Source organism: Calothrix sp. CCY 0018, assembly GCF_963920925.1.
Classification (GTDB): domain Bacteria; phylum Cyanobacteriota; class Cyanobacteriia; order Cyanobacteriales; family Nostocaceae; genus Rivularia.
Genome location: NZ_CAWUDI010000033.1, coordinates 38,027 through 61,316, shown reverse-complemented (window position 1 = coordinate 61,316; position 23,290 = coordinate 38,027). Strand labels below are relative to the sequence as shown.

Genomic DNA, 23,290 nt, shown 5'->3' with positions numbered 1-23,290 from the left:
AAATACATTGACATAATTTTTTTTTTAGGATAATCATCTCAACAGGCAGAGCCTTTATATGCAAAAAATATTGTGACACGAGCATCCTTGTCCGTATCACAACAAAATAGATGTTTTTTATCGAGCTTTTAGCTTTTAGCTTTTAGCTACGAGCGGGTTAAATACCCTACCGATTTTGACGGTGTAAACCGTCTTGTTGCGGTTTAAATCGCGATCCAATTGCCAACAGAGCTAATAGCTAAGAACTAATAGCTTTCAATCAGCTTGAAACATCAGGAGTTATTATCAACTACAACTTCGTGAACGGTGACAACTGTTTCATCGCGGTTGAGTTCTACAACCTTTTCACCTTTATCATTTTTAGTTAATAAAGGTACGCTTTCCCCATTCAGACGTATCACTCGTTGATTACTGGTAACAAGAGCTATTTCAGTTTCGGATTTGATTAATGCTATACCGGCGAGGTTGTCAGTTGGAACGCTAAACTTAAATGCTTGAGCGCCTAAGTCACCCCGATTGCCTAACTTCAATTTGCTTGCACTAATTTGTTTGGCATATCCGGATTGAGTCACCAGCAATAAATTGTGGTTTTTCTCAAAGCTGGTACAGCCGACTATTTGATGTTGTTTACCTACTCGCAAGGCTTGTAAACCTACAGCAGTACGCCCCATACAGGGAAGTTGTTCGTCATTAACTTCAAAATGCAGCAGTCTTCCACCCGAACTAGCCACAACTAAACGATCGCCTCTGTTGACAAACTTAGTTAATAATAATTCGTCATCTTCTTTCAGCTTCAAAATAGTAACTCCACGACGAGTTACATTAGTTAATTCTTCTCCGGACAAACGCTTGATACGTCCTTGTTTAGTTAAAAGAACTACATCTGTATTAGTTGAATTTTCGGGAATTAATAAACGACTAACAATAGATTCACTTTGACTTTGAGCGGTAGATGTGAGCAAAGTGATCAGGGGCGTTCCTCTAGCTCCGCGTCCAGTTGTGGTAGGAATTTCTCCTATCTGTAACGGGTAAGCTTTACCACTGCTAGTTACAACTAGTAAGTCATTAGCAGTATTAGTTTCGTCAGCTTGAATGATGAAATCATAATCGGGAACTCCGCCGTCAGATTTCGATCTTTTCGAGGATGAACTAATTCGTCGCACGTAGCCGCGCTGCGAAAAATCTAATACTACATCTTCAACAGGTACCTGCGATTGTAGATTCCCAACTTGAGATTTAGCGCCTTTCTCTTTTTGGGTGCCTTTATTCTTCTGTTGAGCAAATGCTTTATTATCTGGCTTTACTACAAATTTAGTGCGCCGCTTATCGTTATAAGAACGTTTTAAACTCCGTAAATCTTTTTTGAGACTTTTAAGCAATTCTTTTCTATCGCCGAGTAAATTACGCAACGTATTAATTGTAGTTTCAAGTTCTTCGTACTCTTCCTCTAATTTCTGCCGCTCCATACCAGTCAGGCGACGTAAAGGCATGGCTAAAATTTCATCTGCCTGCACTTCACTCAACTCCAGTCTACTTATAAGACCAACTTTTGCTTTAGTTCCATCGGGAGCCTGTCGCAAAATATCGATTACTTCATCTACTTGAGAAAGAGCTAAGAGCAAACCTTCTACCAAATGCGAGCGACTTTCTGCTTTACCTAATTCATGAGTATAGCGACGACTAAGAGTTTGTTCGCGGAAATCCAAAAACTCTTGCAACAACTGACGTAAACTTAACTGACGCGGTTGTCCGTCGATTATTCCTAAAAGAATTGCCCCAAAAGTAGTTTGTAGCGCACTCTGCTGATACAAATAATACAAAACTTCCTGGGGGTTAGTATCGCGCTTCAACTCGATAACTACCCGCATTCCATCGCGATCGCTTTCATCGCGAATATCACCAATTCCGTTTAACCTACCTTGATTGACTAAATCGGCAACTTTTTCAATCCAGCCGGCTTTATTTACTTGATAAGGCAATTCCGTAATTATAATGGCGGTGCGGCGTTTGTTACCTCGCCCGGTGGGCACTTCTTCAATATTGGCAACCCCCCGCAGCAGAATACCACCTCTACCCGTGGTATATGCTTCATTAATACCATTTTTTCCGACGATCTCTCCACCAGTAGGAAAATCAGGACCAGGTATAATTTTAAATAATTTTTCGTCAGGTAAACTAGGGTTGTCAATCAAAGCAATCAACCCATCCACAACCTCACCTAAATTATGCGGTGGAATATTCGTAGCCATACCCACAGCAATTCCGGCACAACCATTAAGTAATAAAAACGGTAATTGTGCGGGTAAAACTGTTGGCTCTTGCTGAGAACTATCAAAGTTGCCGATAAATTCTACCGTTTCTTCGCCAATTTCGGCGAGCATTCCCTCATGGCTAATAGGTGCCAGACGGGTTTCCGTGTAGCGCATCGCCGCCGGTGGGTCATTATCTACACTACCGAAGTTACCATGTCCCCCCAACAAAGGATAACGGCAAGAAAATGTTTGTACTAAACGGACTAAAGCATCGTAAACCGATTGATCTCCGTGGGGGTGATATTTACCCAGCACGTCTCCAACTACACGAGCGCATTTTCGGTAAGGTCTATCCGGAGTTAAACCGAGTTCGTGCATGGCGTACAGAATGCGCCGGTGAACTGGCTTCAAGCCATCGCGCACGTCTGGTAACGCCCGCCCCACGATTACACTCATGGCATATTCAAGATAAGACCTTTGCATTTCTGTATGCAAGGCTGTAGTGATTACCTGTCCCGTCGAGAGAAGGTTTAACTGTTTTGCCATGAGTTTTTTCCCTGAACTTTTACTACACAGATATTGCCGTAACGTCGGAGAGCAGCAACCTTACTTATAACTGATGAAATACCCTTCATCGCCCCCATATTGATATTTATGTCTTATTTATAGCGGTAGTATTATCCTTATTTACAAGGATACAAATTGTTGTATTGAATATAGACGCGGTATAAATCGTGCTATCTTCAATCTTTTATCACCCCTCCAAATACCAAGAACGTAATTAATTGCCATGAAAACTGTTTTGATTGTCGAAGACGATCTTGTTAATGCTCGTGTTTTTTCAAAAATCTTAACTAAACGCGGAGGCTTAGGTGTCAAACACACTGAAAATGTAGACGAAGTAATCAAAATTGCCCAAGCAAAAGAAGCAGACATTATTTTAATGGATGTTTCTCTTTCTAGAAGCGTTTACGAAGGTAAATCTGTTGATGGTATCAAGATTACACAAATGTTGAAATCTGACCCCCAAACAGCAGCATTACCTATTATCTTGGTCACAGCCCACGCTATGGAAGGCGATCGCGAAAGCTTTCTTAAACAAAGTGGAGCCGATGGTTATATTTCCAAACCTGTGGTGGATCACCAACTATTTGTCGATCAAATCATCGCACTTTTGCCGTCTGACAATAACCCAAATTAAAGCCAACTGCTACCGGATACCCCAGCCCGTTAATTCTAAAGCCTGCCCCTTAAATGGGCAGGCGATTTATAAACAGGTGTTTGACGGAAGCGACTGCCGGGACTACAATTCCGGTTTTAAAGCTTTATTGCCCTAATCCCGGAAATTGTAACCCATCAACATGACTCTGGATTGCTGTTGACCTTCACAATATATATGTACTATTAGATGTACTTTTTAGCAATAGAGCCGCCGTTGATACCAATAGCAAGCGTCAACGCCGCTATATAAAAAGATACTTCATATACCTGTTAATACTACTCAAAGAAAAACTATTCTCCGGTAGGTTCGGAAAGGGGTACTGCATTTAAGGCAGCTTGGATACTAGGTAATTCCAAAAATTTCTTTGTATCGGATAGTAAACGAGTGCCCCAAAGATTTTCCTTGAGAAATTCTAAATCGGCGTAGCGTGGATCGATGCGGATTGCAGCTTCACCCATTGCTAAACCCCTTTGGCGATCGCTTTTATCGCCTCGATTGTATAAAGCAACGGCTAATGCCAATTGAGGTTCGGCAGCTGGCTGTTTAGCATTGTTGGCTTTAGTAATAGCTTGCTGCCATTGAGTTATAGCATTTTTGATATCGCCTTGTTCGTACAGAATTAATCCAATATTGTTCACAGCAGGCCAAAAATCTTGCTTGTAACCAATTGATTTTTTGTACTCAACAATAGCTTGGGGTAATTTACCCAGCATATAGTAAGCATTGCCCAAATCAAATAACCCTTCTGGGTCTTTGGGATTTATTGTTAAACCCGTTTTATATTCAGCAATAGCCGATTGGTATTTTTTTTGTTGAAAGTAAGTAGAACCCAAAGCAAAATAAGTTTCAGCGTTTTTAGGGTTAAGACTCTGTGCTTTTTGTAAAGCTTCAGTAGCTTTCTCAAATTCTTGGGATTGTAAATATAATCCTCCTAATAGGAACCATACTTTGTCACTATTAGGAGCAAGTTGAGTTGCCAATCGTGCCCGTGGCATTGCCAAGTCGAACTGACGAAATTGTGCAAGCTGTGCGGCTTCCTGGGCTAAAACTAACCCTTGTTGTTCCAACTTTGCGGCATCAAGCTGCACCGTATGAGGTACTAATGCTTGGGCATTTACTGGTTGAGATACGCTTAAAAAGCTACATAGAAATAGAAAAGAAATTAATCCTACACGTTTAGGCACACTACCACCACCTTTTTGCCATAAATTAAGCAATCTTTCAGATAGCTTAAACCATCCAGGCTGTGGATGACAGCTATTTTTTTTGATCGTTCGTCTTTTGTCTAATTCCTTAATGGTCATTTTTGCGTATCCAAGATTTGGGTTACTGAAAACATGAAAAACTAATTAATTATGACTAAAGTCACCACTAAAGGTGAAGCCATATGTAAGCTGAAAAAGCTACTATTAAAAAAGTATTCAAGTACAAGTCGCTCTTTTTTGATTTTAGAAGTACGAACTTTTGTCCGATTTAAACGCCTTGCGCGAAGGTAGATAGTCCAAAATTGATTTACACCATTTGAACAAAACACGCTCCCGTATTTTTGACTTTGCTTCAATCTATCAGTTCCGTAAAAGCATATTCCACTTTACCTTACCCAAACTCTTTACATTTTTTATCGCTGCTGTTATGGCTACACCCATAGAAATTCCCGTAATCGGCAAAGTAAAACGATTACCTCGTTGGCTCGGCGTTTTGGCAGCAGGAATTGTAATTGTTGGTGCAACGACTACCTATGTTGTCGTCAATCGAGCAAACAATAAACTAGATATAACAGAACTTACCGTGCCTGTAGAAGACAAAAATGTGACTCTACTTCTAAGTGCAAGCGGAAAAGTTGTGCCAGTTCAAAGCGTTAATATTAGCCCGAAAAACCCCGGTACGGTTACTCAACTGTATGTAGAACAAGGTGATAAAGTAACGAGCCGGCAAATTCTTGCCAGAATGGATAGTGCAGATATTCAAGCCAGAATTTTACAAGCTCAGGCTAATTTAGCACAGCAGGAAGCAAAATTAGACCAACAAAAAGCTGGTTCTCGTCCCCAAGAAATTGCTCAGGCTAAAGCACGTTTATCACAAGCACAAGCACAATTAGACGCAGCTCGTTCGGGAAATCGTTCCGAAGAAATTGCCCAAGCACAAGCACAGGTAAACGCTGTTAAAGCAAAAGTAGATTTAAGTAACGAACGAGTCAGACGTTACCGAAACTTGTATAACCAAGGAGCAATTGAAAAAGACAAATTAGACCAATTTGTTAGCGAAGATAGTACTGTTCAAGCAAATTTACTTGAAGCTCAAAAAAGATTAGCTTTATTAAAAAGCGGTAGTCGCCCAGAAGAAATCGCTCGACTCGAAGCAGCAGTAGAAGAAGCACGCGCTCAACTACAGCTCTTAGAAAATGGTTCTCGTCCCCAAGAAATTGCTCAAGCGGCAGCAGCAGTTAGTGCAGCACAAGCGCAACTCAAAACCGAACAGGTAAACTTAGACAACACAATTATCCGCGCTCCTTTTTCGGGTATTATCACGCAAAAGTTTGCCAATATTGGTGCATTTGTCACGCCGACAACCTCCGCATCTAGCAGTGCATCAGCCACATCTAGTTCCGTAGTTGCCCTTGCCAAAGGATTAGAAGTATTAGCAAACGTACCCGAAGCCGACATAGCCAGAATAAAGGTAGGACAAGAAGTAGAAATCGTTGCCGACGCTTATCCAGATCAAGTTTTCAAAGGAGCGGTACGTCTAATTGCTCCTGAAGCCGTAAACGAACAAGGAGTAACATTGTTTCAAGTCAGAGTTGCAATTAGTACAGGTTTAGACAAATTGCGTTCCGGCTTAAACGTCAACCTAACTTTTTTAGGTGATGATGTAAATGCTTTATGGATACCAACAGTTGCCATCGTCACAGAAAAAGGTCAAACAGGCGTATTAATTCCTGACGAAAACAACAAAGCAAAATTCAGCGAAGTCACAATTGGTTCCCAAGTCGGAAATGAAACTCAGATATTAGGAGGATTAAAAAAAGGCGATCGCATTTTCACCACCCCTCCAGATGATTACAGAATTAAGAAAAAGTTAGAGAAACGTAACGAGTGAGGGGGAGATGGGGAAGAGGGGGAAGAGGAGGAAGAGGGGGAAGAGGGGGGGAGAATAAATAATAATTACCAATTACCAATTACCAATTACCCATTACCCGTGCCCAATGCCCCATGCCCAATCCCTCACTGATAACTGATAACTGTTAACTGTTAACTGAAAATGAATTTTACAGAAAGTGTACAAATGGCAGGTAAAACCCTGCTATCAAACAAATTGCGTAGTGCCCTGACAATGTTGGGCATTGTGATCGGAAATGCTTCGGTAATTGCCATGATTGGTATTGGTGAAGGGGGACAAAAATTTGTTAATAAACAGTTGGAATCTCTCGGTCCCAACGTACTATTTGTAATTCCAGGAAATCAAGAAACTCAACGGATTACCTTTGAGATTCCTAAAACCTTGGTGTTGGCAGATGCCCAAGCCATTGCAACTCAAGTTCCAACTGTAGCGGGAGTTGCACCGGAGTTGAATCGAAGGTATGTAGTAACTTACGGGAATAGAAACACCGATGTAAATATAATTGGCACTACTCCAGGTTTTCCACTGGTGCGGGATTTTGAAATTGCCGAAGGACGTTTTTTTAATGAAATAGATATTAAACGTAGCAATCAAGTGGTTGTACTAGGTGCCGATTTAGCAGAAAAACTTTTTGGTAGTAGCAATCCTTTGGGAAAGCAAATACGGATTAAAAATACTAGTTTTCAAATTATTGGAACTTTAGAAGGTAAAGGTTCGGGATTGGGAGGTGCTAATTATGATGAAGCCGCATTGATACCGATTACAACTTCAGCAAATCGACTCGTAGGAAAAAATTCGCCCTACGGAATCGCCCTAGATTACCTTGTGATTTCTGCCAGGAATAGCAAAAGTGTAGATGCCGCAGAGTTTCAAATGAGAAATTTATTGCGTTTGCGGCATAAAATAACTGGTGAAGATGATTTTACCGTTCGCTCTCAAAAAGATGCTCAAGCTACAGTAGGGCAAATAACTGGTGCATTAACAATTATGTTAGCTGCAATTGCCAGTATTTCCTTATTTGTTGGCGGCATTGGCATTATGAATATTATGCTGGTTTCCGTTACCGAACGAACTCAAGAAATCGGATTAAGAAAAGCAATTGGTGCAACTCAACAAGATATCTTATTACAGTTCACGATCGAAGCAGTAATTGTTTCAGCAGCTGGTGGATTAATTGGTACTGCTGTTGGTGTTGGCGGCATTTTCTTAGTCGCAGCTTTTAGTCCCTTAGAAGCCGGAATTTCAACTGTAGCAATACTTTCTGCCGTCGGTATTTCCGGTGCGATCGGTTTATTTTTCGGCATAATTCCCGCACGTCGCGCCGCGAAACTCGATCCAATTGTTGCCTTGAGAAGCGCGTGAATCAATTATCAATTAACAATTATCAATTATCAATTATCACTTACCAGTTACCAGTAGCCTTGTTCCCAGTCTCCGGCTGGGAATACATTTCAAGAGGCTCCGCCTCCTGATAATAGATTGCTAATTAATAACTCAATAACAGATGTAGCAGTGCTACGTCTCTACAATTTTTAATCCAAAATCCAAAATCGAGATGGCTAATATAATAATTCGCTTGGAAGATATTTTTAAAATTTATGGTACTGGGATAACTGAGGTAAAAGCATTAAATAATGTAAATCTAACTATTGAAGAAGGGGAATATTGCTCGATTATGGGGCCTAGCGGTTCGGGTAAGTCTACTGCTATGAATATTATCGGCTGTTTAGATCGTCCTACATCAGGAAGTTATTATTTGGATAATGTGGATGTGGCGCAAATGGATGATGCCCAATTAGCACATATTCGTAACAGAAAATTAGGTTTTGTTTTCCAGCAATTCCACTTATTGCAGCAGCTTACAGCATTAGAAAACGTCATGCTACCAATGCTTTACGCTGGCGTAGCGAATTCTGAAAGAAAAGATAGAGGAATCGAAGCTTTAAAAAAAGTTGGTTTAGAAAACCGCGTCAATAATAAACCAAATCAACTATCGGGGGGGCAACAGCAACGGGTGGCGATCGCCCGCGCTATCGTAAATCGTCCCGTTGTACTCTTAGCCGATGAACCTACTGGGGCACTTGATTCTAAAACTACTCAAGAAGTACTAGATATTTTTACCGAGCTAAATTCTACGGGAATTACCGTAGTCATGGTAACTCACGAGCCAGAAGTTGCACGTCAAACACAACGTATTATTTGGTTTCGTGACGGCGAAGTTATACATTCAAATTTAACTGCTGATGATTTGAATACTGTTGCAGTATCTTAATCAGGTTAAAGTTGAAGGTTAGGAGCGATCGGTAACTTGTTACCAGTTAAGAATAAAAAATAATTTACTCCCCATCTCCCCCATCTCCCCTCTCTTCCCCCTCTTCCCACTCTCCCCCCTCTTCCCACTCTCCATTCCTCAACCAAAATTTTTCACAATTTTCACCAACTCTTGGGGATGATGAATTAAAAAATCTGGATTTTCTTTAATTAATGCTTCCTCGGAATTAAAACCCCAAGTTACGCTACAGACTTTTACGTTAGCTTTTTTCGAGGCTTCTATATCTCTGGTTTCATCCCCTACATATATAACTTCTTCAGTTTTGATCTGTTTTTGTCTCAAGACATTATTAATTATTTGAGTTTTTCCAAAAATTGTGACACCAGGATGAACAAACTCAAACAAGTTATCTAAATTATTTACTTTAAGAAACTCTTGGACGTTACCTTTAGAATTAGAAGTTACAATACCCAACCTCGAACCGTTGTCTTTGAGTTCTATTAAAGTTTCTGGAATTCCCGGAATCGGTTTTAGTTCGGGAATTTTATTTTTTAACTCTTTTTTAACCTTTTTGAGTAGAAAAGGTATTTTGAATAAAGGAATCCCAGAGTACTTAAATATTTCTCTAGAAGTTAAATTTCTGAGTATTAAAAATTCTTCTGGAGTAATCGGTGCGTAACTAAATTCTACAGCTAAATTATTAGCAATACTTACTAGCGCATCTACTGTATCCGCGATTGTGCCATCAAAATCAAAAATAATTACTTTAGTCGTCATTCAATTTTGGATTTTAGATTTTAGGTTAACCCTATGTTTAAAGCTAAGGGCTTGAAATAATACAATGTCGGATTTTTCCTATATTCCTATATATGAACCCTGTTAACGGGGAGCCTTTAACTTACTTGCTAAAAGTTCGGGGTTTACAACTTTAAGTTGATGGGGGTTGACGCGATGCTTCAAGATTAGCACGGGCATTCCGTCGTAACATTTGTGGCTTAATTCGCCGTAATGCCGATGCCGGAAATTGTTTGTCCCAATCTTCATCTGTGATTTTGGCTAATTCTATCAGCTTGGGAGCAATATTCCCAGAGTAAGGTTGAAATTCTTCCACGTCGGTAGGATTCGCAAAACGTTGATTCCAAGGGCAAACGTCTTGGCAAATATCGCAACCTGCCACCCACCCTTCTAATTTAGTTGCAATATTTTCGGGTAATTGATCATCGCGATTTTCAATAGTATGGTAAGCAATGCAGCGATTGGCATCTACTACAAATGGCTGTCTAATTGCGTCGGTGGGACAACTTTCAATACATTTAGTACAGCTTCCGCAATGTTGGGTATGGGGAGTATCCGGAGTTAATTCCAAATTTGTCAAAATTTCACCCAAAAATACCCAAGAGCCGTATTCTCTAGTAATTACATTTCCGTTTTTGGCAATCCAACCAATCCCCGCTTGTTGTGCCCAAATTTTATCTTGGATCGGTCCTGTATCTATATAATGTCTAGTTTTTATTTCTTCACCGAATGACTGCAACCAAATTGAAAGCGCTTTCAATTTTTTTTGCACAACTTTGTGATAATCCCTTCCCCAGGCATACCGAGAAATCTTTCCGTATTCTTTTTCTTGAGGACGTTGATGCTCTGTATAGTAATTTAAAGCCACACAAATTAGCGATCGCACTTCTGGCATGACTAATTTTATATTTTGACGCTTGGGATTTCGCATCCATTCCATGTCGGCATGATATCCCAGCGCTAACCATGCTTGTAATCTCTCTACAGTCGTCTCTGTATGATTGACAACAGCTATGCCGACTTTATGAAATCCCAAATCTAGCGCTTTTTCTTTAATTTGTATGCTGCTTAAGGATGATGATTGATTCATTTATCTTATTTTAAGATTTGCCCGAAAACGGCACCCCTATCATATACCGCTATTATGATCCCCCGTTTTAAAATTGCAAATCGATTCATATGTAAATATTATTTGCAATTTGTAAAGTTTCTATGCACAATTACAAGTGGAAGGTAAAGCAACATACAAACAAAACCTTCCTATGTGAATAGTGCGCTACAAAACTTACAAACAAATGCAAACAAAAAATGGTGCCTGATATGACTTTCTCTACAGATTCAATAGAAAACGGTTTTCCCAGCGCTTTCAACTACGATACTCAGTTGATTGATGCGGTAAATTCCACCGTGAATGTATTCAAAAGCCTTTCGGTAGACGATCAATTAGCAGTGCTTTGGTTTGCATATACCGAAATGGGACGTTCTATTACTCCTGCTGCTACAGGTGCAGCACGCTTGCAGCTAGCGGAAGGTTTGCTCAATCAAATTAAGCAAATGTCTCACTCCGAACAATTGCAGGCAATGCGCGATTTGACAGCTAAGAATAATACCCAAATTTCTCGCTCTTACGGTATTCTCAGCGCTAATACAAAGTTAGCTTTCTGGTATGAATTATCTGAATTAATGGTTAAAGGCTTTGTTGTGCCAATGCCATTCAATTATCAATTGTCTCGCGATGGCTCACAAGTATTGAAAGCTGTTAAGGAACTTGATTTTGGTCAACAAATTACAGTTCTTCGCAAGATTGTTACCGATATGGGCGTTGACTCTTTAGCGTAATACCGCATCGCTATATTTTTCAATACAACTACAGGCAGATTTTTTAATCGTACTGCCTCAATCAAAACTTATTTCTTCTAGTTCAATAAAACCGTAGATTGTGGGGTGGGGATTATTTTCCACCTTACAATAATTTTTACCTTCTTACAGAATACGAAGTTGAAAGTTTGTATTTTTAATCCAAAATCCAAAACCAACGCATCCGTTATTAAAATCCAAAATCGAATAGATTGCTTGCGTTATCTACCCATAGAAGTAGTTCGCTTAAAGTAGATTATCTCTCAAGCAGCTTTCGGAGTTGCTAGCTTTTGTATTCAAATAATTATAATAAGCAATTGATACAGGAGATTTCATTTTGGCAGTACAATCGAAAGAATCTATCCAAATTCAAGGAATCAGCGAACCAACTATACAGCAGTATTTTCAAAGTTTAAATGCAGGTGATTACGAAAAAACCGTTTCCTTATTTGCAGAAAACGGTGTGATGCATCCTCCATTTGAATCTGGGATTGTGGGAAGAGATGCAATTGTGAGTTATTTAAACAAGGAAGCAATTGATATTAAAGCTTGCCCTGATGAAGGTATCAGCGAAACCTTAGAAGATAACCGAACCCAGACTCAAGTTGCGGGTAAAGTCGAAACTCCCTGGTTTGCTGTAAATGTATCTTGGTTGTTTATCCTAAATGAAAACCTTCAAATTTTGGATGTGAAAATTAAAGTTTTAGCTTCTCCCCAAGAATTGCTTTCCTTACGAAGATAAAATTTTTAAATCAGCAAAATTAGCGAATATTAATACAGTTTTTTGATAAGTTAGTGCAAAAAATAATCAATTATTAACTTTTAATTGCTGTAGCTTGTTGCAAAGAACTTACTAATAATCTTCGCCCTAACTCCATACCAGAAAAAGCGCATTGCCAATCGGGATGGGCAGTCATTAGTAAACTATCTAAAGTCTCTTCGTCAAATAAATGCCAAACTGGGGCACCCAGTACTTCTATTTCAATTGCGTAACAGTTACTGCTAATACAGTGAATTGTACAGTTACTAGCAACTCTTTCTAAAGTCATTTGTTCGCCGGGTTGAAGCGAGCGAAATTGTTTCATTGCCTGCTTGATTTCATCCATAGAAGAAACCAATAATCCGGGAATTGCCACTGTTAGGCTGCTTTCCCCATTCACTTTAATCCAATAATGACGGCTGGGATCTATTCCTTCTAACCAAGGTAACTCATCATCTAAACGGTAACGCGGTGACAGACAGAACGAAGCTGAGCTATGCATCGTTAATAATTTTAGTATTAGGGACTCAAATAATTTTTAGCTTTAGACACATGGTAAACTACGAGAACCATTTTGAAGTAAATTATGGTCGCGCATCTTTAGCAGTACCCAAGTCTTAACTAGTGAATTACGACGGTGCAATTTACCGACTTAAAGCAATTAGTCAGGAGTACAGCCACTTTTCCATTATTTGATGATTCCCAGACATAAATCAAATAAACTTAGTAAAAGTTATCATTTTAATTAACTATTGTTAACTTAAATGATTATTAATACTTACGGAAAGGTCCTTAATTCCGAAGCGAAGTTAAGGGAGTGTCAATATATATTCTATTGTTGAAAATTCTGTTTTCAGTCCTCTTGAGAGGACTTTAGCTATTGGACAGAGAGCAGCGCGTTACGGAGGTTCCCTCCGTTGTAGCGACTGCGGAGGACTTATAGTCCCTGACGGATGGGAAAGCAGCAAAAAAACCGTAAAAACTTATTGTCTTCAGATTTTATAATTTGATTGTTGTAACACTTTGTTTTCTAAAGCGGTTTTTAAAATTAAGGTGTAAGAGCTAACGTTACCTGAGCGATCAATTATTAACTTTATCTTGAATTTCTGCTTTTTCTGGAAAACTAGCTTCTAATTTAAGACAATTGCCGCCATCGACTTGTAATTCATACTCCACCTTGTCCATCAAACGGTTCATAATCAACCAGCCATAACCTCCCTCTTGTTTTTCTACAGGAGAAGGAGGGAAGTAAGTTGACATATCATAACCTTCACCTTTGTCCCAAACTTCCAAAGCTAAATCCCTTTGTTTGAGTTCCAAGCGAATCAAAATAGGAACAGATGGTTGTTCCTTGTGAGCATGACGGACTACATTAGAGTATGCTTCAACTAAAACTAAGCGTAAACGATTTGATTGTCGCGTCCAATCAACCGATTCTCCTAATTCCGCTTGTAAGCATCCAAGTAGCCAGTTTTCTACAAGATTCAAATACTTCAAGTCACTTGGTACGTGAAGCTCGCTTTTCATTATTTATAAAACCTCTAATGAAAGTATAGTTTGGTCGTCTTCTTGAACTTCGGTATCAACATGGATACGACTTAGTAATTTATTCAGGCTAAGTGGCTTTTCTTGTTCGAGCAATAATTGCCACAATCCTTCTTGATTGAGCATCGAACGTGTTAGTGATTCAACATCGTCTGATGAAGAGTTACTAAAATAAGTTTTCATTGAAACTTGAGCTTCAGTAATTCCATCACTTGCCAGCAACAAAGTATCTGACTGAGCAAGAAGCCATTCTCCAGCGTTTGCTTTCCATTCAGGTAATATACCCAAAGGAATTCCTCGTACTTTAAGAAAATTGGGTTCTTCTAGTTTTGCATCTTTGTGGGAACAGACTATTGGGTAAATATGACCGGCGTTAGCATATACTAACTGCTTGGTAGCGGGAGAATATCGAGCTAATACCATAGTAATAAAGCAATTATTGCTTACCAGGTCATCGCCTAAAGCCTCGTTTAAATTTTTCATAATTATGTTTGGCATTGGAGGTGTTTCTTGAGATAATTCTCGACGCAACACCGATATTGCACTAGCCATAAACAGTGCAGCAGGAACTCCTTTACCGGAAACATCACCTACAGCCAACCATAAATCCCCTTTGGGATGAACGAAAACTTCAAAAAAATCTCCCCCTACTTCCCGTGCTGGGTAGCAACAAGCCTGTACTTTTACCCCTTCCATTTCAGGTAAACTTTGGCGTAATAAATTGTGCTGAATTTGACGAGCAACTTCTAATTCGGCATGAATCTGTTCTTGCTTTTGCTGAAGAGTTTGATAAAGTTTTGCCTGAGAAAGAGCTAACGCAGCTTGTTCGGCAACACCAGAAATTAGTTCAATATCTTCATGCTGCCAATTGCGATACGCCGGAAGCGTCGCCCCTTGGGCATCGCCATATTGCTGATGAAGAACTAGTACTGCTTGTAAATGTTGTTGATAAATCAGCGGTACGGCTAATTGCTGATAGCTTTTACCATCATCTGAAGTAAATTTTGCTATCTCGCTGTTACGGGTGACAAGAACTTTTTCCATTAAGGAAGTAGGATTAAAGGAGCAATTTTCAGAGCCAGTATTATCACTGCTGTATAAGAACTCATCTGGTGCTAATTGTTCTCCCTCAATAGCCCTAAGTATGCAACCCGCTGCTGCAAAAGTTTCCCCAATTGTGCCCACAATTTTTTGTAGCATACTGCGGTAATCTAAAGATTCCCGAATCGCTGTTGTGACTGCATTAACTAAGGATTCCCGCCGTAGAGAACGACGTAAACTGAAAGTTCTTTTTTTTACTAATCGATAAGTTTGGGTAGCTTGTTCGACTAGGGAACGGAGTTGATCTGGCTTCCAAGGTTTGGTAATGTACCTGAATACCTGACCTGAGTTAATCGCCTCTACTAAATCTTCGACATCGGTAAAACCTGTAAGTAGAATCCGAATTGTATCTGGAAAACGCTCTACCGTAAGACCGAAAAATTCGGTACCGTTCATCTCTGGCATTCTTTGATCGGAGATGATTACAGCCATTTCGCCTTCTTTGTCTAAAATTTCAAGAGCAGTGCGAGCATCGCTAGCCTTGAACACTTTAAAATCTCGCCTAAAAGTGCGGTAAAGTAAATCTAGGTTATCTAGCTCATCATCTACTACCATCAATTTGAGTTTGCCTGCCTCAATGTCGGTCATAGTTGACTTTTTAGTTTATATTTTTCAAAAACAAGACTGTATAATTTTGATTAAATTTATCTTGCCTGTTATACCATTTGGGAACAAAAAGGTAGTTGTTAACATCCCTCCACATTCCTAACACAGAATTAACTGAATGTCGTAAATTTATCTCTAATCTCCTCAAAAAATACTCAGAACAACCGAAAAATTATCCTACCAATCCGGAACGCAAAGCACGTACTGCTGCTTGAGTGCGATCGTCGGCGCATAATTTGTTCAAAATATTGCGGACGTGAGTTTTGACAGTTCCCACTGTGATGTAGAGTCTCTCGGCGATAATAGCGTTACTACAGCCTTCTACAATTAGCTGCAATACTTCTAATTCTCTTTCGGTAAGAGTATAAGGTTCAATAGTATCTTCATGATCTTTACTATTACCAAACTCAGACTTTTCCGCAAATTGATTAGTCTGCGACGCTTTCTGAGATGCTGGTGGATTTTCTTGCGCTTGCTGCAATACAATGCGGGCGATCGCCGGATCGATCCAAGCATTACCATTGTGAGTATGGCGCACTGCTTCAAGCAAGTTATCGTATTTGTCTTTCATACAGTAAGAATCTGCACCAGCTGCAAAAGCTGCAAGCACGGCTTCTTTACTATCGCGTAAAGTCAAAATCAAAATTTTAGTTAATAAGCTTGGTACTATTGATTTAGCTTCTCGGGTTAATTCAATGCCATCTTTGTCGGGTAAACCGATATCTACGATTGCCACATCTGGTTGCAGCGTTTTTAATATTTGTAGTCCGTCATTTGCATTAGCAGCTTCTCCTACTATTTCAAAATCAAGATTACGCTGTAATGCCGTCCGAATACCCAAACGGGTAAGATCGTGATCTTCAATTAAAGCAACGCGAATTTTAGTCATGATAAATTTTTGCCCGCTAAACTATTAACTGTAAAATTGAGTTTACTAAAAAGTCTCCGCCAGATACAGTTTCCTTAACATCTGTACTATCGATGCCATAAAACTCATATGTATAGCGATTGATATACGATCGGACTTGGTATTTATTACCCATATTGCAAACGCTATATTTATAAATTTAGAGTTAATTACGCCTTGTTTAACAGCATCCAATAAAAGAATCGGGTTTAAATATACAATCAATAGGACGTGAGTTAATTAGCGATAATACCCCTGAGTGGTTAATATTACCATTACAACCGTATTTGTGTCTCAAAAACTTTAGGCTCGCGAGTAAACTAAAACATATTTTTATTACGTTTTTAACCTCCTTTGTTAAAAGTATACTGGCGTTTTGAAAGATGCCGTCAGTTTGTTTACAATTGCTTGTTTGAAGATATGTATCTAAATGCTACTTAGAATACAAGGTTGCAAAAAATCTCTTATTTTTTCATATTTAAGTATTTTTAATTATCTTATTATTAAATAATATTTAGTAAGCTCAGTTACAAATTACAGTCAAAATAATTATTTCCGTTTGTGAATATCAGTATGTCGATCTTTTCAGGAATTGATGAAGCTGTAGCTAAAATTGCAACACAAACAATAAAGGAACAAATTTGATAAACTAGCTTCGTACTTCACTTGGTGTGATGCAAATTTGGATTAAAAGCATGATTAAAAGCTATGAAGAATTTTCGGTTTTAGGACTACCGATTCATGTAGCAACAAACTACCCAGGCTACTTGTTAGAACGTTTACAACAGAGAATAGGAACTCACGTAGTTACGCTGAATGCAGAAATGACAATGCAAGCGGAACGAAATGAAACTCTTGCGACAATAATTAAAGCCGCCGATTTGGTAATTCCGGACGGGGCTGGGATAGTTTTATATTTACGATTGCTCTTAAAACAAGATGTGCGCCGAATTCCAGGAATTGAACTAGCCGAAGCAGTATTACGCGAAATTGGACAAAATTCTCCTGATTCAACGGTGTTTTTCTATGGAGGAAAACCTGGTACAGCAGCAGCAGCAGCACAATTCTGGCAAGCACAAATTCCCAATTTGAATATAGTAGGAACTCATTCGGGCTATCATTCCCCAGAAGAAGAACAACAATTACACTCCACTCTGGCTAAAATGCAGCCGCAAGTTATTTATGTCGGCTTAGGAGTGCCGCGTCAAGAGTTCTGGATAAAACAAAACCGTCATTTGTGTCCCCAAGCTACTTGGGTTGGTGTAGGCGGAAGTTTTGATATTTGGTCAGGAACTAAAACTCGCGCCCCTGCTTGGTTAGGTGACAACAATTTAGAATGGCTATATCGTCTTTATCAAGAACCTTGGCGATGGCGACGAATGTTAGCTTTACCTGAATTTGCCTTTAAAGCCTTGATTTACGGCATTAAAACCAAAGGAGCTTGAGGTTGGATGGGGAGATGGGAGATGGGGGGATGGGGAGACAAGGGGACAAGGGGACACAAATAATTTTAACCTTTGACCTTTACTATTACTAACTGATAACTGATAACTGATAACTGATAACTGCTCACTGATAACTGATTTAATCAAGATTTGATATTCTCAGGCTCGCTCTGGGAATACTTATTTTGTATTCAATTTTGTATTTAATTTTCATAAAGAGCGATGCCAGTAATTACACCCAACAGCACAATTAATAAATCCGTAGATTTTCAGAATCAAAAGAATAGTAAAGAAAATAGCACTGAGTTTATGGTGCGGCTGCGTTCGGTGACAAAAACCTATGCTAATGGAGCAAATGCTTTAATAGATGCCAACTTAAGCATCAAAAAAGGGGAATTTTTGTTTATTACAGGGCCGAGTGGTTCTGGTAAATCGACTTTATTAAAGTTGCTTTATGGTGAAGAATTAGCAACGCAGGGAGAGGTTATTGTTGACGAGTGCGATTTGTCAGGGTTACGTGGTGATAATTTGTCTTTATTGCGGCGACGTATTGGTATTGTTTTCCAAGACTATAAATTAATTCCTCAAAGAACGGTAACGGAAAATATTGCCGTAGTGTTGCAGGCTCAAGGCTACACCCGCAAGGAAATTCATAGACGTTTGGAACCTACTTTAAAGTTAGTAGGTTTACTAAATAAAGCTAATTATTTTCCCGATCAACTTTCTGGTGGAGAGCAGCAACGAGTGAGTATGGCACGAGCAATTGTTGCAACCCCACCTTTACTCTTGGCAGATGAACCAACCGGAAATCTAGATCCAGATAATTCTTGGCAAATAATCCAAATATTGCGTAAATTAAATTCGTTTGGCGCTACAGTAATTGTCACCACTCATAACGAACACTTAGTAAGACGCTGCAACCAAAGAGTAGTAAAAGTTCGCGATGGAAAAGTTTATGAAGAGTTAGGAGTTAGGAATTAGGAGTTAGGAATTTTTTCTACCCCCTCTACCCTCTCTTCCCCATCTCCCCAATCCCCAATCCCCAATCCCCTATGCCCAATTCTCTAATATCAGCATGAAACGCGGTTTTTGGCTTTCACGGAAAACGGTACTAAAGTAGTCGGATTGCTTTTGGGTATAAGTTTTTCGACTGGTTCTAATGTTTGCAAACTATCAAAGGCTGCATCCCGAATTGTTGCTTCTGATTCATTTGTCAGCAAAAGTTGCAAGCATTCAATAATACATTTCTTTGCGTCTGGCTCAAGTTGTTGAGTCGCTAATTTTGTTAACTGACGCACGCCGATCAAACGTTTGAGGGGATCTGTATCTGTTAAATTCTCTAGCGATCGCTCTAACTTATCTTCTTGTTTTCCATGTAAGCTTATCAACAGTCGAGCTAATAATATTAAAACTAATACGGTTGCCATACCTTGGACAATCGCACCTGCACCAATCCAAACATTAGGGGCATCAGCCCAAATTGTTACGGCGGTATAAGTTCCTAAGCAAGCGATGGCACCACTAGTTACTGATAATACTAAACGTCCGTTGGTAGTTTGCAGATAATTACGTAGCTTATGCCAAAAATTCGACCAGTCCCATTGCGGCATCGAATAAACCAGCAACATGACAAAAATGCCACTTCCGCTTGCGAATAATAACTTCGGGTTCCACAAAAGCATAGCAACGATAATCGTTAAGAACCAAAGAAGCTGAGCCGGATTCTTACGTTGCAATATTCTTTTCATGGCTGCTGTCTTTAACTGCGGAAGCTCCCTTAACGGGTTATTTTTGATGAATCGCTGCCTAAAAGACGAAGCCAATTTTGCCACCTTATTTACCTGCCACTAGAATTACGATTTACTGATAAAAACTAAGAATATATATTTTTACTAGATTTTTTACTAGATTTATACTAGAGAATCTATCACTAAAAGGCACTTATACAAAATTGTTAGCAATTATAAAGTAAAATTTGCACTTCGCAATACTAATAACAAAAGCTTAAGTCGTCAACGGTAAATTGTCCGTCAAAAGCATGAAACCTCACAGAATGTATATTATCAGCCGATACAGATAATAAAGTATTTGCAGCTAGTATTGAGTCGGAATTAGCAAGATTACCGGAAGGTAGTATGGCTTTATTTAGCAGTTGGCGAGATTCATCGTAAGCGGATAGCACTAATGGCTGGGAACTGGTGACGAAGGCACGAACTGAGTTGACGGGATTTACAAAAGTCGCTTCCAATAATCCGCTATGGGGCGAACTCATTAATACTATTACACCTGAATGGGCGGGGAAGGCGGGATTGCTCGGTTCAATGGCGATACAATTATCAAAAATTATCCCTTTACTTTCGTACTGACGATGCACCACTTCAAAGCATTGCAAATCGTCGAGTTGCAAAAAAATGCATTCAGTTATCGGGGAATCTACTGTATAATTTTGCGGACGTTGGAAACACGAATAGGTTGATGTAAATTGAGAATAACTATTAAGGTTGTCAAGCTTAAAGAAAGGCTCCTCAACCGTTGTTACACTTGATTGAAAACTAGCCTGCTTTACCATTGCTCAGATAAAAATCAAAAATACTAATTATATAGAGAATAATTGTTTCCGACTGCATTGGATTTAATAGCGTACAAACAATTGAATCAACAAGCAGCATTCAGAACAATTACAGTAAAAGAGTGAGTGAATCAATAAGGAACTATTACCAGCTTTATTGACGTTCATCCCTATCGATGATGAATAGAAATAGATTATCACAGAAGTCTGGTTGAAATTTTCTACTCCAAGTTATTGAAAATACCCGTACAATCCTCGTAAATACAGTGTTTTCAAGGTTATATTTTTTATACAGTGAAAAAATAAACACCAAATCTTCATAACTAAGACAGTAATTTCACATCTACTTAATCTCTCCAAAGTTAGAAGTAATAATGTGAAGATTTAGCTGATAATTAAAGTAGTGGCAAGCTTTATCTTTGGTAACTCTTGCCCACCACGAAAAAAATCGCGATAATTAACACAAATATCTATGTTTCAGCCATTGGGATTTGAGCGTTGCTCGGTAAATACATCATTAGGTAGGATGGTTTACTATACCAATACAGGCTCTCCGTGGCAGGATGAAATGACTGCCAGTAAGGATAAGGAAACCTTGGTATTCTTACATGGATTTGGTGGTGGTTCTTCTGCTTACGAATGGTCAAAAGTTTATTCCGCTTTTGGGGCAGAATATCGTATCATTGCACCGGATTTAATTGGTTGGGGTGAATCAGAACATCCAGAAAGGAACTACCAAGTTGAAGACTATTTAACTACGATTAGGGAATTTTTACAGCAAAGTTGCGACGGTGCAGTAAAGGTAATTGCTTCTTCTTTGACAGCAGCATTTACAATTCGAGTTGCCATTACTCATCCGGAATTATTCAAATCTTTGATTCTGACAACTCCAGCAGGGCTTTCCGATTTTGGTGAAAACTATTCCCGCAGCTTTTTTGCTCAGTTAATTAGTACACCAGTTCTTGATAAATTGTTTTACACGGCGGGGGTTGCAACTAGCGGTGGAATTCGTAGTTTCTTAGAGCAACGACAATTTGCTAATTCTAATCGGGTTTATGATGAAATTGTAGAAGCTTATTTGGAATCTGCAAAACAGCCAAATGCAGAATATGCGGCTTTGGCTTTTGTTCGCGGGGATTTATGCTTTGATTTATCCCAATATATTGAACAACTCACAGTACCTACAGCAATTATTTGGGGGCAAAAATCACAATTTACCGGACCAGAAATTGGTCAGCGTCTAGCCCAAATGAATCCTCAAGCGATTAAAATTTTTCAACCATTGGACTCTGTTGGTTTAACACCTCAGTTAGAATTACCAGGAGTAACAGTAGGTTTAATTAAAAAGTTTATACCTTTGCTTGAAAAATAGTAAATAAATAGTAATAAGTCATCAGCCATATTAATAGTGACTGATGATTTATAAAGTTATACACATGGGAAGCTCCCTATAAATGATCCAAAAAAACTATATACAAATAAAGCTACAATTCAAAATTACTTGTATTTAATTAATTTAATAATCTAGAATAATCTTGAATTTGGCTAATCAATGAAGGTAAATGCTAATCAGCTTTTTTGCGCGAATTTGTCACAACTAATTCAAACTCCCAGCCGGGAAGCTGCTGTACCGATCTGCTAATGCGACCTAAATCTTCAGAACCATTACAGCTAAGATTTTGTCGCGTTCTAACTTTAGCAGCAACAACCTTTTTATCATTTACAGCTATCAAATCAAGCGAACAATCTGCCAGTACCGTAGGTAGTTTTTCGGAAGATGGATTAATAGTTACTGAATAACCTTGCTCTCGGTATTCTTTGGCAAGTTTTAAGAGTCGCCGATATTCCAAGGGATTTTGGTTGTCCTGATAGCTCATATCTGTTACTAAGAGTTGCTAGGAGTAAAGTATCGATTGCTTCACTTATTATAGAACAAACCTATACGAATGGTACTGTTAAATAGATTGCAACATTGATAATAATTATCATCGCTTAATCAAAACTTAATACTTGTTTTGGCCTTTCAAATCAAATTAAAATATGCGCTTATTATTAGTTTTAATAATCTTTAATAAGCGCATTATAGTAGGCGGGTTCATAGCTATATACACTCAGCAAGTGGAGTAGATGCAGTGCAAGATAGCCTTTATTAAGATTAAGATAAATCTCCAGGATCTGGTGCGGATTCAATTTTAATGTGCAGAAATTCTTCACCTTGGGAAAATCCTTCTGCCAAAGCTGGAGAAATACCTTTAATTCTAAAAGAACCGTTTAGATTGCGACGACGGCTGATAAAATCAGTAATCTGATAGTCATCAACATAAATCAAACCATTCAAAGCATCCCTGACTGGCTTTACAATATTGTCATTATCTGGAACGGCTGATTCGTCACCAGTGGGATCTGCATCATAATAATGCGTGATAATAACTTGGACATAATCTCCTACAGGAGTTTCTCGATTCCAATTAGATTCAGCAGTTTCACGAACTTGTTGTTTCCAAGCATTAACACGCTTGCGTTCTTTTGCTTGGTGAGAAACGGGTTTACCAATTACTACAAATTCAAATGGCAGCATTGAGAAAATCTCGTAGTTAGGTGGAAGCGTCAAGGGTTCCCTTAAAAGTTAAAAAAAAATTAAGCGCGCGTATCAATTAGCTCGCATTCGATAATCTCGCAGCGATCGTAGATTTAATATTTACTTCAAGACTTGAGGTTTCTATTACCGGAAGTGCGGTTCATCACCTTGCACTTGAAATACATATTGGAATTATTTTGATGAAATAAGTAACAATAACTGGGTTGACTTTTCAGTAAGCGAACTCTATGATTATTCTGGGCA

The 23,290-nt window shown here is 38.9% G+C and carries 21 protein-coding genes; 9 read left to right on the top strand and 12 right to left on the bottom strand.

What is annotated here, in order from left to right; translation table 11 throughout:
• Positions 1-272: 272 nt before the first annotated feature.
• Positions 273-2,798, bottom strand: a complete 2,526-nt coding sequence (gyrA, locus tag ACM03V_RS22590) for a DNA topoisomerase (ATP-hydrolyzing) subunit A (RefSeq protein ID WP_414623043.1) — start codon at positions 2,796-2,798, stop codon at positions 273-275.
• Positions 2,799-3,042: 244 nt separating this feature from the next.
• Between gyrA and ACM03V_RS22585 the strand changes: the two genes are divergently transcribed.
• The gene (locus tag ACM03V_RS22585) at positions 3,043-3,453 is read left to right on the top strand and encodes a response regulator (RefSeq protein WP_414623042.1); all 411 of its coding nucleotides are present in this window, start codon (positions 3,043-3,045) and stop codon (positions 3,451-3,453) included.
• A 311-nt stretch (positions 3,454-3,764) separates the two neighbouring features.
• On the opposite strand, the gene ACM03V_RS22580 is transcribed toward ACM03V_RS22585, so the two are convergent.
• Positions 3,765-4,658: a tetratricopeptide repeat protein gene (locus ACM03V_RS22580; RefSeq protein ID WP_414623081.1), complete on the bottom strand. Its 894-nt coding sequence runs from the start codon at positions 4,656-4,658 to the stop codon at positions 3,765-3,767.
• 448 nt (positions 4,659-5,106) lie between these two features.
• Here ACM03V_RS22580 and ACM03V_RS22575 point away from each other — a divergent pair, with 448 nt between their 5' ends.
• The 3 genes from ACM03V_RS22575 to ACM03V_RS22565 all read left to right on the top strand — a co-directional run bounded on the left by ACM03V_RS22575 (position 5,107) and on the right by ACM03V_RS22565 (position 8,863).
• Positions 5,107-6,570, top strand: coding sequence for an efflux RND transporter periplasmic adaptor subunit (locus tag ACM03V_RS22575; protein WP_414623041.1), 1,464 nt, complete (start codon positions 5,107-5,109; stop codon positions 6,568-6,570).
• Between the two features lie 162 nt (positions 6,571-6,732).
• Complete coding sequence (locus ACM03V_RS22570; RefSeq protein ID WP_414623040.1) at positions 6,733-7,953, top strand: ABC transporter permease; 1,221 nt, start codon at positions 6,733-6,735, stop codon at positions 7,951-7,953.
• A 193-nt stretch (positions 7,954-8,146) separates the two neighbouring features.
• Positions 8,147-8,863 carry an ABC transporter ATP-binding protein gene (locus tag ACM03V_RS22565; RefSeq protein ID WP_414623039.1) on the top strand — a complete coding sequence of 239 codons (717 nt, stop codon included), beginning with the start codon at positions 8,147-8,149 and terminating at the stop codon, positions 8,861-8,863.
• A gap of 138 nt (positions 8,864-9,001) precedes the next feature.
• Here ACM03V_RS22565 and ACM03V_RS22560 read toward each other — a convergent pair whose 3' ends face one another.
• On the bottom strand, positions 9,002-9,640 hold the full coding sequence (locus ACM03V_RS22560) for an HAD-IA family hydrolase (RefSeq protein ID WP_414623038.1): 639 nt from the start codon (positions 9,638-9,640) through the stop codon (positions 9,002-9,004).
• Between the two features lie 151 nt (positions 9,641-9,791).
• On the bottom strand, positions 9,792-10,748 hold the full coding sequence (gene queG / locus ACM03V_RS22555) for a tRNA epoxyqueuosine(34) reductase QueG (protein WP_414623037.1): 957 nt from the start codon (positions 10,746-10,748) through the stop codon (positions 9,792-9,794).
• Between the two features lie 230 nt (positions 10,749-10,978).
• Between queG and ACM03V_RS22550 the strand changes: the two genes are divergently transcribed.
• Positions 10,979-11,497 carry an orange carotenoid protein N-terminal domain-containing protein gene (locus ACM03V_RS22550; RefSeq protein ID WP_414623036.1) on the top strand — a complete coding sequence of 173 codons (519 nt, stop codon included), beginning with the start codon at positions 10,979-10,981 and terminating at the stop codon, positions 11,495-11,497.
• A gap of 352 nt (positions 11,498-11,849) precedes the next feature.
• Complete coding sequence (locus tag ACM03V_RS22545; RefSeq protein WP_414623080.1) at positions 11,850-12,257, top strand: ketosteroid isomerase family protein; 408 nt, start codon at positions 11,850-11,852, stop codon at positions 12,255-12,257.
• A gap of 73 nt (positions 12,258-12,330) precedes the next feature.
• Here the strand turns inward: ACM03V_RS22545 and ACM03V_RS22540 are convergent, their stop codons facing one another.
• From ACM03V_RS22540 to ACM03V_RS22525, 4 genes are all read right to left on the bottom strand, one after another.
• On the bottom strand, positions 12,331-12,777 hold the full coding sequence (locus ACM03V_RS22540; RefSeq protein ID WP_414623035.1) for a hypothetical protein: 447 nt from the start codon (positions 12,775-12,777) through the stop codon (positions 12,331-12,333).
• Positions 12,778-13,355: 578 nt separating this feature from the next.
• Positions 13,356-13,802, bottom strand: a complete 447-nt coding sequence (locus tag ACM03V_RS22535) for an ATP-binding protein (RefSeq protein ID WP_414623034.1) — start codon at positions 13,800-13,802, stop codon at positions 13,356-13,358.
• 3 nt (positions 13,803-13,805) lie between these two features.
• Positions 13,806-15,509 (bottom strand): SpoIIE family protein phosphatase, encoded by a 1,704-nt coding sequence (locus ACM03V_RS22530; protein ID WP_414623033.1) that lies wholly within the window; start codon positions 15,507-15,509, stop codon positions 13,806-13,808.
• 190 nt (positions 15,510-15,699) lie between these two features.
• Positions 15,700-16,416 carry a response regulator gene (locus ACM03V_RS22525; protein WP_414623032.1) on the bottom strand — a complete coding sequence of 239 codons (717 nt, stop codon included), beginning with the start codon at positions 16,414-16,416 and terminating at the stop codon, positions 15,700-15,702.
• Positions 16,417-17,129: 713 nt separating this feature from the next.
• Here ACM03V_RS22525 and ACM03V_RS22520 point away from each other — a divergent pair.
• Both ACM03V_RS22520 and ftsE read left to right on the top strand, forming a co-directional pair.
• A complete protein-coding gene (locus tag ACM03V_RS22520) occupies positions 17,130-17,879 on the top strand; it encodes a WecB/TagA/CpsF family glycosyltransferase (RefSeq protein ID WP_414623031.1) in 750 nt (249 codons plus the stop codon).
• Positions 17,880-18,101: 222 nt separating this feature from the next.
• Positions 18,102-18,860 (top strand): cell division ATP-binding protein FtsE, encoded by a 759-nt coding sequence (ftsE, locus tag ACM03V_RS22515; RefSeq protein ID WP_414623030.1) that lies wholly within the window; start codon positions 18,102-18,104, stop codon positions 18,858-18,860.
• Between the two features lie 89 nt (positions 18,861-18,949).
• On the opposite strand, the gene ACM03V_RS22510 is transcribed toward ftsE, so the two are convergent.
• Positions 18,950-19,627, bottom strand: a complete 678-nt coding sequence (locus tag ACM03V_RS22510; RefSeq protein ID WP_414623029.1) for an armadillo-type fold-containing protein — start codon at positions 19,625-19,627, stop codon at positions 18,950-18,952.
• A gap of 242 nt (positions 19,628-19,869) precedes the next feature.
• Positions 19,870-20,448: a hypothetical protein gene (locus ACM03V_RS22505; protein WP_414623028.1), complete on the bottom strand. Its 579-nt coding sequence runs from the start codon at positions 20,446-20,448 to the stop codon at positions 19,870-19,872.
• Positions 20,449-20,920: 472 nt separating this feature from the next.
• Between ACM03V_RS22505 and ACM03V_RS22500 the strand changes: the two genes are divergently transcribed.
• A complete protein-coding gene (locus ACM03V_RS22500; protein ID WP_414623027.1) occupies positions 20,921-21,820 on the top strand; it encodes an alpha/beta fold hydrolase in 900 nt (299 codons plus the stop codon).
• Positions 21,821-22,013: 193 nt separating this feature from the next.
• Here ACM03V_RS22500 and ACM03V_RS22495 read toward each other — a convergent pair whose 3' ends face one another.
• Together ACM03V_RS22495 and ACM03V_RS22490 are read right to left on the bottom strand one after the other, a co-directional pair.
• Positions 22,014-22,325, bottom strand: a complete 312-nt coding sequence (locus ACM03V_RS22495) for a hypothetical protein (protein ID WP_414623026.1) — start codon at positions 22,323-22,325, stop codon at positions 22,014-22,016.
• A gap of 278 nt (positions 22,326-22,603) precedes the next feature.
• Complete coding sequence (locus ACM03V_RS22490) at positions 22,604-23,026, bottom strand: RusA family crossover junction endodeoxyribonuclease (protein ID WP_414623025.1); 423 nt, start codon at positions 23,024-23,026, stop codon at positions 22,604-22,606.
• Positions 23,027-23,290: the final 264 nt, after the last annotated feature.